A 14,833-nucleotide genomic window follows, 5' to 3' on the forward strand; every position below is an offset into this window, starting at 1 on the left:
ATTCTTAGAATCCCATTTTTAAGGTTAAAGTATATTGTTTTGCAATTGGTAACGCTACCCCTCCTGAGTTTACAAACTCTGGATCTTGTCCATTAAGACGTTTATCCGCATAGATTAACCATGGATTAATGACATTGAATCTAAGACCAATATTTGACATATGGATAGATTGCACAAAATGCTTTGGCAACTCATATGCTAATGAAATATCTTTTAGTCGAATAAAGTCACCTTTTGCCACTGTCTCGGTAGAATAGTTATACGCATTATAAGCATAGCTGTATTGGCTATTATTACGAATAAAACGAGAGTCTAAGATAACGGGAACATTAGTAAATGCTTCTTCACCAGGAACAGTCCAAGCATCTCTAAATTCTCTTGGTGTAGCATCAAGGTCGCTGTAACCTGTTTTATAGGCAGGGTCCAATCGAATCACATTTCCAAAAGAATAGGTTAGGAAGACATTTAGTTTAAAATTTTTATATGAAAATACGTTACCAAAACTACCCATATCTGTAGGATCTGTAGGCCCTTCATATTTTAAGAAATCTATATTGTCACGATTCTGGAAATAAACACCTGTCGTTGTTTCTTGCCCATCAATGTAATTATACACAGGCAAACCATTTTGTATAATTCTATTAAATGGAATAGAAAACAATGGTCTTACGGGATAACCCTCTACTCCATAACCACCAGCGGCTACTAGATCTGAAACTCTACTGTTGTTCTCTAAAGATGTTATTTTGTTCTTCGCTTTTGCATAAATGAAACTAGAGGTCCATGAGAAGCTTTCGTTCCTTATGATTGTACCGGAAAGGCTCAATTCTAAACCACTGGACTTCATATCCGCAACATTACCATACTTAGTTATTTCTCCACCAAGTCCTTGTGTATTTACGATGCCGATTAAATCAAAGTTTTTACGTTGGTAATAATCAACATCGAAAGCAATCCGATTTTTAAATAACCCGATTGAAGTACCAATATTTAACTCATGCTTTTTCTCATACGTTAACTCAGAATTTTCCAAACTATTAATATTCAAACCCGTCTCCTTATCTGAAGTACTTGGACGCCAAGGGTTATAACTTTGAATAATAATTTTTGAATTTGTGACAAAATCTGGCCCTCTATCCGCTGTTAAACTATAAGAACCTTTGAAACTTAAATTTGAAAACGGTGTCTCAAGATCTTTAAAAAAGCTTTCTTCCATAACATTCCACATTCCGGAAACATTATAGGTTGGCATCCACCGTGAAGATGTAGTACGCCCTAAACGGTTTGTTCCTTCGTAACGTAAGGTACCATTAATGGTGTAACGGTTATCATAGGTATAATTAGCGGTACCGTAAAATGCTACTTGTCGATTTCGTGCTGGAGATATATCGCCATTTTTCTTTCTATCAATGGAATAATAATCTGCATTTTCCTCTTGACTTTTCTTGAATAACTTATAATCGATAAATGGAATCTCACCTAATTCATATTGTAAGCCCCACCCTCTGAACCAATTGTTATTACGATCTACAGAATTTGACTCTGCTCCAGTAAACACATACAATTTATGAATATCATTAAACGTCTTGTCAAATGCGGCAGTAAAACGAAAATCCTGTGCTAGCATCTTATTATCTGTACGATTATAGATACCCCCATATGGCAATACAGAAACTGGTACTGCGTATGGATCATCAGGATCTGTATATAAAAAAGGGTTTGCATCACGGATAAACGTCGTAGGCATCCAACGGTACGCTAAAGCCTGATTGGACTCGTCTTTAATGTAATGCTGTTGTGACGTTTGTTGATATCTGGTCGCTGCTAATATCCCTAATTCCAAAGCTTTGATCGGTTTCCACTTTAATTCACCTTGAAACTTGATATCGGCAGCATTAATATCCATATAATTGTTATCCAATTCATGCAAAATATTAAAAGGTGCATAGTTACGCGTATAAAACTCATTGGGATCAAGCGTACGCGAAGTATTTAGAGCATAAGAGTATGGATTAATATCGAAATCTCTCTTAATCTGCATAGAAACACGATCAACAGACGAACCTAAAGTACCTGGAGCACTTTGATCTCTATACGATCCATTTGTTCTCAAGTCTAGCTTTAAGTTATCAAATAAGTTATATGATGCATTAAACATTCCAGTGTATCTTTTCACATCGGATTTCTTTGCCCATCCATTATCAAATACACCACTTATAGAAGTATAATACTGCGCTTTTTCAGTACCCGAAGACAGGCTGACTGAATGATTTTGCATAATTGTTTTACTAAACAATTGTTCAAACCAATCTGTGTTACGGTATTCAGCTTCTCTCAAGTATGCATTTCGAGATTCTTGGGTATTTTCTAATTGGCCAGACTTAATCAACTCATACATTTTACCATATACTCCCGATTCTGATCGACTGGCAACATCTGCCATCGTTAACCATCCTCGTTGTTCTAGAGTTTGATTAAATGCCATCTGTTCTTGGGAATTCATAATATTGAAATTATTATAAGAAGGGATAGCTCTTGAAGTGAATTCACCAACATAACTTGCGGAATTCCTTCCTGCAATACCTTTCTTTGTCGTAATTACAATTACTCCACCCATGGCGCGTGCACCATAAATAGAGGTCGCGGATCCATCTTTCAATACTGTAAAAGACTCGATATCATTAGCATTTAATCCAGCAACAGCAGAACTGATCAACGTTAGTGCATCTCCTGAAGATAAATCATCTGATGAAACATTTGATACATCCTCTATAATGATTCCATCAATTACCCAAAGCGGTTTTGAACTACCATAGATAGAAGTAGCGCCACGAACACGGATTTTGGGTGCAGAACCAAAAGTACCTGTGGTATTTTGAACAGATACACCTGCCACACGACCTTCTAGGGCTCTTGAAGGATCAGGCAAACCTCCAAGTTCAATATCTTTCATATTAACCTTAGCTGTTGCTCCTGTAAAAGTTCTTTTATCGATCTTAGCTCCTAAACCCGTGATAACAACTTCCTCTATATTTTCAGCACTGCTTTCGAGTGTAATTGATACACTTGAGCGTCCTCCGAGAGATATTTCTTTACTTGAAAAGCCTACATAACGAACTGTCAATACTGCATTCGCATCGGCATTTATTTTAAAATTACCTCTTTCATCTGTTTGCGTGGATACAGAACCTCCTTTTACAGTTATGCTAGCGCCACTTAAAGGCTTTCCGTCTTTATCTTTTACTGTACCTGTAACAACATTTTGTACTACCTCTTCAGTTGTCTTAGTTGTACTTTTGGGAATATTGTTAACCGTTATCGTATTAGCAATAACCTTATAAGAATAATTATTGTCGTTTAAAACTTGCTCAAGTGCATCTTCAAGACTTGCATTTTTTAAATTTAAACTAATTCGTTTCGCTCCTTTAGTGACATCATCACTGTAAAGGAAACGATGCTTCGTTTGCTTGCCAATAGCTGATAACGCATCTTCAACCTTAACATTTTTGAGATTAAGGTTGACCTTTTGCGCAATACCTTCAGCCTGGACACCAGTGACGAACGCAAACATTAAAAAGGTACTAATTTTCATAATACGTAAAGGTTTGCAAAATAACGAGTCTTGAGAATCCCAAGGTCGCTTTTTGCCAAATGGTAAGTTATTCATACATTTACATTTGGTTAAAGAGTTAATTTTTTCTGGTTAGCTTCTTAATTAAGAATAGGTACAGGGATGCTGCAACATCTCTGTATTTTTTTTGTTTAATAATTGTGTCTAGTAATTGTTCTCCATACATCGTGTTATTTATTTTTAATAATTAATTGATTTCCGTCTATCTTAAACCGCAGATCACTAACATATTCCAGCATTTCGAGTACTTGAGAAAGTGGAACATTGCGATCAATAGATCCGGTGATTGCTTTATTTCTATTGATACCTTGATCAAATTTTGGATTTATATTATACCAATTAGATAACTGATCTAAAATAGATTGAATATTATCTTTATTGAAATAAAATTCATTATTATGCCAGGCTAAATCCTTATTTAGATCTGCAATGCCTTTATCAAGTCTTCCATCACCCGACTCTGCGAACTCACCGGGCTGCAGTATGATGGCATGATCTGCTGTAGACACTTCTACTTTTCCTTCTTCGAGAGTTGTTCGAACTTTTTTGTTATAAGCATCAACATTAAAATGTGTCCCTAATACCTTAACATCAGTACCATTCGCTTGGACTATAAAGGGGCGCTGAGCATCTTTATAAACCTCAAAATAAGCTTCACCTTCCAATTGTACTTTACGTTCCCCTGATCCAAAAGATTCTGGAAACTTCAATCTTGACATCGCATTTATCCAAACCTTTGTACCATCAGACAATTCGAGCTTGTAATAGCCACCCTTCGGAACAACTAAAGTATTATATTTAGGTTGTCCTCCTTCATATTTACCTTTAACATATTCCAATTGATCATTTCGAAGCTTAATATTATTGGTTAGTTGTTCATTATTGCGATTACTAAGATCAAAACTTTCACCATTATCCAATATTAACACTGCATCATTCGAAGCTGGTTTAACATCATTTTTATGTTTGGTGGATTGAATGGCGATTATCTTTGAATTGTGAATTGTTTTATTTTGATATAAAAAAAAGAAACACAAAACAAAACAGGAAGCAATTAAAGGAATCCAAATTTTCAAATTCCAGTCATGGTTCGAATTTTTTAACTCCTTACCTTTTTTTTCTAAAGTATTCCAAGCTTGGTTAAGATCAATACGGTTGATGATAGTTAAATCCTCTTCTATAGTGTGAGATTTCTTAAAACTATCAAATAATTGCTTATTTTCCTCTTTTGAGTTTATCCAAAACTCAAGCATAGCCATTTCATCTCCTGTTAGTTCTTCAACAAGTGATTTTTTAATAATTTCAGCTATAACAAAGGGTTTACTTTTCATAATATATCATAAAGAAACGTTATCGAACAAAATGGGTGACAACAAATAAAAAAAAATAAAATTAAATCTAATTCCTAGGAGCAATTCAGATTAACAGATGTGCTAAATGAAAAAATACATCGATAGCTATAAAATTGTTAGGGATTTGGTGATGGTCTGATATGATTGCAGCGTAAGAATGCGAGTACTGACTACAAATAAATATTACTTCAATATATTTTTGTACAAATTATCGAATTATGGTAAACCAAAGAAGCACAATAGGAAAAAATTCAGGGTGCAACTTTTTCATAATTGTTTTTAATGCGCGCTGTTTCTGAGTTTTTATCGTATTTATACTTAAATTCAATTCTTTAGCAATTTCTTGGTTACTCAAACCTTCAAAATATCCCATCTTAAATACAATCTGGCACCCTGTCGGCATGCTTTGCATAATTTTATGGACTTCTGCAATAACTTCCGAATGGATGATGTTTAATTCTAAAGACTCCTGACTATACTCGTTAAATGGTGTTGTTAACCAATATTTTTCAACAACTTTTTCTCGACGCTTACTATTTAAAAATGCATATCGGACCGAGGTATACAGGAAATTTTTTACCGCAGATTCATTTGTAGAAACATGATCTTCATGGTTAAAATAGGCAATAAAAGCATCTTGTACCAGATCTTCTGCTTCAGTAAGATCTCCACAGAGCTTCCAAGCAAAATGGCATAAGCTTTTATAATGTTGCTCAAATAATTCTTTATTAACGGTACTGGTCATTAAAACATAAATCTGGTAAATAGAGAAAAATAATAACTAATTAATCTGTTAGCGGTCTGGCATGTTAGTTTAAAACGAAGTTAATGTTAAATTTTGTTAAAAACCATAACTCCTTCAAATTATTTCTAAAGGGAATATATATTAATAATATATATTCATTTTTATGCACATCATGATGATGCTTTCTAATATGAGTTTATGCATTTAATGTTTCTGACATTTTTCTATTGCATCGATCATCTTAAACAATATATTTCCACAAACACTGTCCATGAAAAATCATGATTTGGTATCATGTTATCTACAATTCATATCGGAAAGAAAAGGGTTTAAAGCAATATTCAAAAACCTCTCTCTAAAATTGAAAATTTGCTTTCATAGCGCAACCTGACCAAACAGAGTAATGCTAAAACAGGATCTTTTTTATGTTTTTTTATTCCATATTGAGCAAAACATCAATAAAAACCATCAATTTTTCTTATATTGTAGCCTTTCACAAATATTAAAAACAAAGACTAAATGCTATTTACTGTTCTATTAGGACTAATAACATCGAGCCTTATTGTTCCATTTGGCAGATTTGTTAAAACCAAATGGGGGATTATTCTCGCATTCATACCGCTACTTTTATTTCTTTATTACCTACAATATATTCCTTTGATAAGTTGGGATAAATCATACGTTCAACATATCGATTGGATTCCGTCATTAGGTGTAAATTTTGACTTGAGGTTAGATGGTCTGTCACTCCTATTTTCATTATTAATCACAGGAATTGGAACATGTATCTTTTTTTATGCGAAATCGTATTTAAAAAATGATCCTTACATCGATCGTTTTTTTGGTTATCTGTGCCTATTTATGTCGGCCATGCTTGGGCTGGTGCTCTCCGATAATATTTTTCTATTATTTACTTTTTGGGAACTGACCAGTATTAGCTCATTTTTCTTAATCGGTTTCAATATTGACCATGCAGTTTCTAGAAAAAGTGCACTAACAGCCCTAAGTGTAACCGGACTAGGTGGATTTTTTCTATTAGCTGGGCTTGTGCTCATGGGTAATATTGCTCAGACTTACTCGATTTCTGAATTAGCAGAAAAAGCACAGCTCATTCAAGATCATGAATTATTCCCTTATATATTAGGTTTGGTAATTTTAGGTGCCATGACCAAATCGGCACAATTTCCATTTCACTTTTGGTTACCTGGAGCGATGAAAGCCCCTACCCCTGTTTCAGCATATCTACACTCCGCAACTATGGTGAAAGCTGGAATTTATCTCCTTGCGAGGTTTTTTCCAATTTTGGGCAGCAACCCAGCATGGACCTATAGTTTAATGATTATTGGAGGGATTACCATGCTGTATGGCGCTTTTCATTCACTCTTTAGAACCGATATGAAAGGAGTGCTCGCTTACTCCACAATTTCTGCATTGGGGATTTTAGTTTTTTTATTAGGAATTGGAACTGAAGATGCTATCATCGCTGTTGCGGTTTTTATTGTTGTCCACGCACTTTACAAAGCAACTTTATTTTTAATTACAGGCATCATTGATCATGCTACTCATACAAGAGATCTCTCTATATTACAGGGTTTGAGAAAAGTTTTACTACCTGTAGCAATTGCCGGATTTTTGGCAGCCTTATCCAGTGCTGGTGTGCCTTTGACTTTGGGGTTTATCGGTAAAGATTTGATCTATGAAGCAACCCTACACAGTGAGCAACATGTAGCCATATATCTGACTGTTGCTGCAGTGATAACTAACATCTTATTGGTTTCAGCAGGATTCATGGCCGGTATTAAGCCTTTTATGGGCATTCTTCCTGAAAAGTTTGAAAAAATCAATATGCCAGCTAAGTCTCTATGGATACCACCTTTAATACTTGCTCTGTTAGGTGTTCTATTCGGATGTTTTCCCCATATCATCGGGGACTGGATCGCTCAACCTACAGTCAATAGTATCATGAAAGTGAAAACGGATTTTCATCTTCAAATTTGGCATGGCTTTAATTTAGTATTACTATTAAGTGCCCTAACTATTATTTTAGGGACTATCCTTTATTTCATAAATAAACCAAATCCACGAAAATTGCAGTGGATTGAAAGATTAAATTTTATTGCGCCATTGACTATTTTTCAAAAAGCATATCAGCGCATTTACAATTTTTCAACAAGTTACTCCAACTACTTTCATAATGGATACTTACGTTCCTATCTTTTAAAAATTATCATATTTGCAGAAGTACTATTAGCTTATCAACTCTATCTTGGTGGTCCACTTCATATCAACTGGGATCTATTATCTACCATTAGTGTTTATGAAGTGGTTACCGTTTTGATTGTGTTTGGTGCTGTTGCACTCACACTAAGCACTGCCTCGCGACTTACAGCTGTGGTAGCGACAAGTGTCATCGGTTATGGTATCTGTTTATTGTTTGTCTTTTATAGTGCCCCAGATTTGGCTATGACACAATTTACGATCGATACACTAACAGTTGTTCTTTTTGTACTTGTACTCTTCAAATTACCTCCTTTTCTTAATCTAGCAAAAAAAAGGGTATTAATCAGAGATGTAGTGGTGGCTATTGTGTTTGGAATTATCTTAGCCTTGGTTGCCATTCGTGTATTGCACGTACCTACCGATATCGCTATCAGCGAATTTTACGGTAAAAATGCCTACTTACTGGCTAAAGGAAGAAATGTTGTTAATGTATTGCTCGTTGACTTCAGGGGCTTTGATACCATGTTTGAAATTATTGTGCTCAGTATCGCTGCTCTCGGAGTCTATAGTTTATTAAAATTACGTTTAAAATCATCGGAGAAGGAATAATATGAAAAGTACAATTTTACAGACAGCTTCACGCTACCTACTTCCTATACTGCTTTTATTCTCATTCTTCTTATTGCTAAGAGGACACTATTTTCCTGGAGGAGGTTTTGTTGGTGGACTAGTCGCATCGATTGCGTTTGTATTACATAGTTTTGCTCATGGTACCAATGAAACGATGAAAATATTACGATATAAACCACTGTCTCTAATTCCTATTGGATTGGGAATATCTGCTTTTAGCATGTTTATGCCCGCCATTTTTGGTTTACCAGTGATGACAGGACTTTGGTTAGAGCATCCCATTCCTGTTATTGGTATGATCGGTACTGCACTCCTTTTTGATATAGGAATTTATCTGGTGGTCATTGGAGTGGTCTTAACTATTTTATTTACTATTTCATTAAGTTCAGATTAACAAAACAATGGAATTACTACTTATTTTACTCATAGGCGTACTATACGCAACAGGCATATATCTGATTTTAAGAAGAAGTATGGTAAAATTACTTCTAGGAATTATGCTTTTAGGCAATGGAACAAATATGCTGATATTTCTATTAGGCAATATCACAAAAGGAAAACCACCGATTATCAGTGATGGATTGAAAGTCTTTCAAGATATATATGCAGATCCTATACCTCAGGCGTTGATTTTAACAGCCATTGTCATCAGTTTTGGCTTGACTTCCTTTGCCATCGTATTATTAAAACGTGTGTATGCATTAATCAACACGGATGATCTAGATAACTTAAACACACCCGAAGACGAAGATATATGATTGACAATCAAATTATAGCAACAGTACTTGTACATTTATTTATAGCAATCTTACAGCTTGGTTTTTGGAGAAAAACAGTTCCACAGCGCGTACTCAGCATAGGTGGTAGCTTTATCAGCTTAATATTTGCTGTCAAATTGTTTACAAAAGTATTCAATGGGGATATTCTCATTATGCATGCTGCAAATTGGGAAGCTCCTTTCGGAATTGTATTCGTAGCCGATTTATTAAGCTCAACTCTAGTCCTATTGACCGCTATAGCTGCTCTTGCAGTATCTATTTTCTCAGCAACAGGTATCGGACGCCAACGTATACTGTACGGTTATTTTCCCATTTTTCACTTTTTAGTAATGGGATTAAACGGTGCATTTTTAACCGGTGATATTTTCAATCTTTATGTATTTTTTGAAGTTATTATTATATCCTCTTTTGTTCTGATGACATTAGGTGGCCGGAAAGCTCAATTAGAAGGTGCTGTCAAATATATGGCCATGAATATACTTGCCTCAACGTTCTTCTTAACAGGAATTGGGCTTCTTTATGGTATATCAGGATCATTAAATATGGCTGATTTGGCTTTAATAGTGCCCAAAATTGAAAACCGGGCAATAGTTGATATTACAGCCACTTTCTTTTTGATTGGGTTTGGTATTAAATCTGCTATTTTCCCCCTTTATTTTTGGCTCCCCTCTTCTTATCACACGCCTCCATCGGCAGTTGCTGCAATTTTTGGAGGTCTGCTCACCAAAGTAGGCATCTATGCCCTGTTTCGGGTTTTTACGCTGATTTTTATTCCGAATGAATTTATTCGTGATCTACTACTAGTGCTCTCTATTTTAACCATTTTAACCGGTGCATTTGGCGCATTGATAAAGACAAACGTGAGAAGACTTTTTTCCTACCTGATTGTTTGTCATATTGGATTTATGATCGGTGGATTAGGTATGTATAGCAAATTAGCTATTCTGGGAGCAGTATTTTATTTAATCCATGATATCATGGTCAAAACGAATCTCTTTCTAATTGCAGGATTGATTCGTCAGATGCGTGGCTCTATGGACATGAAAAAATTAGGGGGACTTTATGCTGAGTATCCTAAAATTTCGTTATTAATTGCCATCGTCTTATTTTCACTGGCGGGTATTCCACCGTTGTCTGGTTTTTGGCCAAAAATATATTTGTTGCAAGGAGCCTTTGAAAATGCCCACTACTTTTATGCAGGAGCACTCATACTGGGTAGCTTCATCACGCTATTTGTCATTGCAAAATTTTGGTCTGAAGTATTCTGGAAAAAATCACCAGATCCAGATACCATTGAAGATAAGTTTAAGGATCTAATCGGTATTCGAAAAATAGCTTTAATCCTACCCATTTGTATCTTGGCAGCAAGCTCCTTATATATTGGCTTAAATGCAGAAATTATTATTCAAGTAGCTGATCGTATATCATCTGAAATGTTAAACACAACACCTTATATACAAGCAGTATTAGGTAAATAAAAAGAACATATGATAAAACAGTTTTTAATGAATCTGCTGCTATCTTTTATTTGGGTAGCATTAACAGGTTCAATGTACTATACTAATTTTCTTTTTGGATTCTTGCTGGGTTTCTTTATCCTATGGGTGATGAATCGCAATGAAGTGGATCAACGTTATTTTTATCGTGTACCAAAAACAATTAGCTTTCTCTTTTTCTTCTTTTATCAAATGATTATCGCTAATCTACAAGTAGCTTATGATGTCATTACTCCTAAATACTTTTTCAAACCTGGAATTGTAAAATACCGGATGGATGCAAAATCTGATTTTGAGATCAATCTCTTATCGACATTCATTTCATTGACACCAGGTACATTGATTCTTGATGTTAGTGATGATAAAAAGATTTTATATATCCATGTCATGTACCTTCATGATAAACAAAAATTCATGACAGAGTTGAAAAACAATGTTGAACGTAAACTATTAGAAATTCTACGATGAGCTTAACTGAATATTTGGATTATGTGATTCTACCAATTTTGATTCTTTCTACAGTAATCACATTTATTCGTCTTTTTAAAGGTCCTGATGTGGCAGACCGTGTAATTGCTTTAGACCTGATCATTACTACAGGTATTGGTATCATCACGGTTTACAGTATCACTACCGCTCAAGCAATTTTTCTTGATGTAGCAATGATTCTCGCATTAATTGCGTTTTTAGGAACAATAGCCTTTGCATTTTATTTAGAAAAACAAGATCACCATGACTGATATCATTATTGCCGTACTGAGCACCATTGGTGCACTAGCCATTCTCTTTGCCTCCATTGGTATACTAAGAATGCCTGATTTTTATTTACGCCTATCTGTAACCGTAAAAGCTGCCACCTTAGGTGTAGGATTATTATTACTTTGTGCCGCCATTGTGTTTCCGGATGTCTCTGTGACAACCAAAACAATTGCTATAGCATTTTTTCTCATGTTAACTGCCCCTGTAGCCGCACACATGATTGGAAGAGTTGCCTATATCACCGGTATAAAAGTATGGAAGGGCACCATTATGGATGAGTTGGAGGGCATGTATGATGAAGAGACGCATGAGCTTAAAGGTACAGGTACGCATGACGACTCTTCATCACAGGATGAACCGCTTAAAAAATAATACAGACTGGGGCTGGAACATGAACACGATTTCCAGTCTCTTTTAATAGTCCTGTTTTTTCATCTCGACTAAAAGTAACGATTTCGTTGGTCGTCTGGTTAGCCACCAAAAGAAACTTACCATCTGGACTGATATTAAAATTACGTGGTCCCTTGCCCATCGTACTTTGATTTGCAACCTTTACTAACTTGCCATCTTTGGCAATTGAAAAAATACCAATGGTATTTGCATCTCCTCGATTTGTTGCGTAAAGAAATTTACCATCTGGAGATGTTTTAATATCTGCGGCACCATTTGCACCCTTAAATCCGTCAGGATTAATATTAATAGACTGATCAAATAACCAATCTTGGCCGTCTCGTTTATATACGGCAATATCGGCTGTCATTTCCAACAGCACATACATATATTTCTCTTTCTTATCAAAAGCGATATGTCTTGGACCACCGCCGGCCGAAGAAAATACTTCTGCAGGATCTTCAGCCAATTTGACATCAGGTTTTTTAGGGTTGATAAACTTATAAATCGAGATTTGATCTAGTCCTAAATCTTGAACAAAAAGTTCATTTCCCTTTTTGGAGAAAAAAGCAGAATGAACATGTGGACCTTCTTGCCTTACTTTATCGACACCTTTACCTTCATGTTGTATAAATTCCTTTAAATTGCCAATTACACCATTTGGTTCTAATCCATAAAGTACAAATGAACCTCCTGAATAATTAGATACTGCAATCAAATTTTTATAGGGACTGACCGCTACATGACAGGGAGCATCACCCTTTGTCGGCACGACATTCAATAAGGTAAATTGACCATTATTATAAGAGTATGAAGCTAAATTTCCTTTATTTTTACCTTGCTCACTTACTGCATATATAATATTATCTTTACGGGCTAGAAAAGACGGATCAATCATTGGCGTGGTGGAAATCAACTCCATTGCACCTGTTTTAGCATTGAAGTCAAAAGCATATATACCTTTACTCGCCGTATTAGATGTGTAGGTACCGACAAACATCGTCATGTTTTGGGACCAACCTAGAAAAGGGAAACAGGTCAAAATAAAAAGCAGAATTTTTTTCATGTTTTCAAAATTAAAACTTTGTGTTAAAAAGTAGTGTTAAAATTGGTTAAAACTACTTTTGATACGGTGTAAATACTTATTTTAGCTGTTCCATGGATGTTACGTATTTCTTTGTCATTATGGAACAGAAAAAGGCAAAGATACCTTGGAAATATTATTGAAATAAAATTAAGAATAATTAATATATTCTAATAATTTTGTGCAGGCTTTCAAAACTTTAAGTTTGAACAGTTTATTTATTAAAAGTATTTAATTTACATTCCTCGAATGAAAACATCATGAGCTTAAATAGCTTAAAAAAGAAAGTCATAACTGCTCATGATAGCTTCATCACCATTAAAAGACATATTATTCTAATGAAAAAAAACATATATACGTTGCTATTATTGGTATTTGTGACAGCACAAACAGTATTTGCTCAAAAACAAGTAATCGATCGGGTAGTTGCGACAGTAGGCTCTGGTATTATCTTACAGTCAGATGTTGATATGCAATATGCACAATATCTTTCGAGCGGTAATAAAGCAAATGAAAATTTCAAATGTGAAATGCTTCAACAATTGTTGACGCAAAAGTTACTTTCACAACAAGCTGTAATCGATTCCATTGAAGTTGGTGAAACAGAGGTAGATGATAATTTGAACAGCCGCTTACGTTATATGTCGCAACAAGCTGGCGGACAGGAACGACTGGAAAAATTCTTAAACAGATCTTTACTGCAATATAAAGAAGATATGCGTCCTAGCATTTTTGAACAATTGAAAGCGAATAAAATGCGTCAAAATATTGTTCAGAAAGTTGATGTAACTCCTATCGAAGTAAAACGTTATTTTGAAGCCCTAAATACAGACAGTTTACCATACTTCAACACAGAAGTTGAAATTGGTGAGATTGTGATGTTTCCTAAACTAACTGTAGAAGAGAAAGCTGAGTTTAAAACAAAAGCAGAAGGGCTTCGCAAGCAAGTTATGGATGGTTCTGAGTTTGGAACAGTCGCTCGTCTATATTCTGAAGATGGCTCTGCCCCCTATGGTGGAGATTTAGGATTCAACACGCGTGACAACTGGGTAAAAGAATTTGCTGCTATGGCTTTTAAATTAAAAGCTGGCGAGATCTCGCCCGTATTTGAAACCAAATATGGATTTCACTTTCTACAAGTCTTGGAAAGACGTGGTGAAGAAGTACATGTGAGACATATCTTGATCAAATTCAAACCAACGACAGCTAGTATTGAACGAACGCAAGCAAAAATGGACAGTATCTACAACTTAGTAACAACAGGTAAATTGGATTTCTATCATGCTGCTACAACAAATTCGGACAGTGAAGAAACCAAATTTAATGGTGGTATGGTACTTAACCAAGAAGGTGAAACACGATCTACACTAATACCAGTAGATAAGTTAGAGGCATCTGTATTCCAAGCTATCGATCCATTAAAACCAGGAGAGTATTCTAAACCAGCTCAATTTACAGATCGCACTGGTGAAGTTGGCCTACGTTTCAATTATCTAAAATCCCGTGTAGCTCCTCACAAAGCTAATTTGGATGAAGATTATGTAAAAATAAAAGAAGCAGCAAGACAAGATAAGGTTAATCGCAAACTGAACACTTGGTTTGAATCCAAAAGAGAAAGTACCTACATCGATATTGCTGATGACTTTCAAGAATGTGACGAACTTAAAGTTTGGATTTCTAAAAAATAAGATCAAATATCATAAAATGAGAAAGGGCTTCAAATTTGATTTGAAGCCCTTTCTCATTT

The 14,833-nt window shown here is 35.2% G+C and carries 12 protein-coding genes; 8 read left to right on the plus strand and 4 right to left on the minus strand.

The window, feature by feature from the left end; translation table 11 throughout:
• Positions 1 to 4: 4 nt before the first annotated feature.
• The 3 genes from AC06G9_RS18820 to AC06G9_RS18830 form a co-directional block, all read right to left on the minus strand.
• Positions 5 to 3,667 carry a SusC/RagA family TonB-linked outer membrane protein gene (locus AC06G9_RS18820; protein ID WP_293923718.1) on the minus strand — a complete coding sequence of 1,221 codons (3,663 nt, stop codon included), beginning with the start codon at positions 3,665 to 3,667 and terminating at the stop codon, positions 5 to 7.
• A gap of 134 nt (positions 3,668 to 3,801) precedes the next feature.
• The gene (locus tag AC06G9_RS18825; RefSeq protein WP_293923720.1) at positions 3,802 to 4,962 is read right to left on the minus strand and encodes a FecR family protein; all 1,161 of its coding nucleotides are present in this window, start codon (positions 4,960 to 4,962) and stop codon (positions 3,802 to 3,804) included.
• Positions 4,963 to 5,191: 229 nt separating this feature from the next.
• On the minus strand, positions 5,192 to 5,728 hold the full coding sequence (locus tag AC06G9_RS18830) for an RNA polymerase sigma factor (protein WP_045752598.1): 537 nt from the start codon (positions 5,726 to 5,728) through the stop codon (positions 5,192 to 5,194).
• A gap of 519 nt (positions 5,729 to 6,247) precedes the next feature.
• Here AC06G9_RS18830 and mbhE point away from each other — a divergent pair.
• The 7 genes from mbhE to mnhG are packed head-to-tail and all read left to right on the plus strand — an operon-like array spanning position 6,248 to position 11,984.
• A complete protein-coding gene (gene mbhE, locus AC06G9_RS18835; protein WP_480956920.1) occupies positions 6,248 to 8,557 on the plus strand; it encodes a hydrogen gas-evolving membrane-bound hydrogenase subunit E in 2,310 nt (769 codons plus the stop codon).
• A gap of 1 nt (position 8,558) precedes the next feature.
• Positions 8,559 to 8,972, plus strand: a complete 414-nt coding sequence (locus tag AC06G9_RS18840; protein WP_045752600.1) for a Na+/H+ antiporter subunit B — start codon at positions 8,559 to 8,561, stop codon at positions 8,970 to 8,972.
• 7 nt (positions 8,973 to 8,979) lie between these two features.
• Complete coding sequence (locus AC06G9_RS18845) at positions 8,980 to 9,336, plus strand: Na+/H+ antiporter subunit C (RefSeq protein ID WP_094773267.1); 357 nt, start codon at positions 8,980 to 8,982, stop codon at positions 9,334 to 9,336.
• Entirely contained in the window at positions 9,333 to 10,835 is a 1,503-nt protein-coding gene (locus AC06G9_RS18850) for a proton-conducting transporter transmembrane domain-containing protein (RefSeq protein ID WP_480956921.1), read from the plus strand. Before AC06G9_RS18845 ends, AC06G9_RS18850 begins: the two co-directional genes overlap by 4 nt.
• Positions 10,836 to 10,844: 9 nt before the next feature.
• Positions 10,845 to 11,321: a Na+/H+ antiporter subunit E gene (locus tag AC06G9_RS18855; RefSeq protein ID WP_045752603.1), complete on the plus strand. Its 477-nt coding sequence runs from the start codon at positions 10,845 to 10,847 to the stop codon at positions 11,319 to 11,321.
• On the plus strand, positions 11,318 to 11,593 hold the full coding sequence (locus AC06G9_RS18860) for a monovalent cation/H+ antiporter complex subunit F (protein WP_045752604.1): 276 nt from the start codon (positions 11,318 to 11,320) through the stop codon (positions 11,591 to 11,593). Before AC06G9_RS18855 ends, AC06G9_RS18860 begins: the two co-directional genes overlap by 4 nt.
• Positions 11,586 to 11,984 carry a monovalent cation/H(+) antiporter subunit G gene (gene mnhG / locus AC06G9_RS18865; RefSeq protein WP_045752605.1) on the plus strand — a complete coding sequence of 133 codons (399 nt, stop codon included), beginning with the start codon at positions 11,586 to 11,588 and terminating at the stop codon, positions 11,982 to 11,984. The genes AC06G9_RS18860 and mnhG overlap by 8 nt, the downstream gene beginning before the upstream one ends.
• On the opposite strand, the gene AC06G9_RS18870 is transcribed toward mnhG, so the two are convergent.
• Positions 11,974 to 13,068 (minus strand): lactonase family protein, encoded by a 1,095-nt coding sequence (locus tag AC06G9_RS18870; RefSeq protein WP_480956922.1) that lies wholly within the window; start codon positions 13,066 to 13,068, stop codon positions 11,974 to 11,976. The genes mnhG and AC06G9_RS18870 overlap by 11 nt on opposite strands.
• Positions 13,069 to 13,424: 356 nt before the next feature.
• On the opposite strand from AC06G9_RS18870, the gene AC06G9_RS18875 reads away from it, so the two are divergent.
• Positions 13,425 to 14,774: a peptidylprolyl isomerase gene (locus tag AC06G9_RS18875; RefSeq protein ID WP_045755246.1), complete on the plus strand. Its 1,350-nt coding sequence runs from the start codon at positions 13,425 to 13,427 to the stop codon at positions 14,772 to 14,774.
• Positions 14,775 to 14,833 lie beyond the last annotated feature (59 nt).

The sequence above is a fragment of the Sphingobacterium sp. MAE genome (assembly GCF_056711605.1).

Bases quoted from the DNA above. Each gene is read 5' to 3' on its own strand.
- AC06G9_RS18845 (WP_094773267.1), top strand. From the start codon at position 8,980: ATGGAATTACTACTTATTTTACTCATAGGCGTACTATACGCAACAGGC.
- mnhG (WP_045752605.1), top strand. From the start codon at position 11,586: ATGACTGATATCATTATTGCCGTACTGAGCACCATTGGTGCACTAGCC.
- AC06G9_RS18850 (WP_480956921.1), top strand. From the start codon at position 9,333: ATGATTGACAATCAAATTATAGCAACAGTACTTGTACATTTATTTATA.
- AC06G9_RS18830 (WP_045752598.1), bottom strand. From the start codon at position 5,728: ATGACCAGTACCGTTAATAAAGAATTATTTGAGCAACATTATAAAAGC.
- AC06G9_RS18840 (WP_045752600.1), top strand. From the start codon at position 8,559: ATGAAAAGTACAATTTTACAGACAGCTTCACGCTACCTACTTCCTATA.
- AC06G9_RS18820 (WP_293923718.1), bottom strand. From the start codon at position 3,667: ATGAATAACTTACCATTTGGCAAAAAGCGACCTTGGGATTCTCAAGAC.
- AC06G9_RS18855 (WP_045752603.1), top strand. From the start codon at position 10,845: ATGATAAAACAGTTTTTAATGAATCTGCTGCTATCTTTTATTTGGGTA.
- mbhE (WP_480956920.1), top strand. From the start codon at position 6,248: ATGCTATTTACTGTTCTATTAGGACTAATAACATCGAGCCTTATTGTT.
- AC06G9_RS18860 (WP_045752604.1), top strand. From the start codon at position 11,318: ATGAGCTTAACTGAATATTTGGATTATGTGATTCTACCAATTTTGATT.
- AC06G9_RS18825 (WP_293923720.1), bottom strand. From the start codon at position 4,962: ATGAAAAGTAAACCCTTTGTTATAGCTGAAATTATTAAAAAATCACTT.
- AC06G9_RS18870 (WP_480956922.1), bottom strand. From the start codon at position 13,068: ATGAAAAAAATTCTGCTTTTTATTTTGACCTGTTTCCCTTTTCTAGGT.
- AC06G9_RS18875 (WP_045755246.1), top strand. From the start codon at position 13,425: ATGAAAAAAAACATATATACGTTGCTATTATTGGTATTTGTGACAGCA.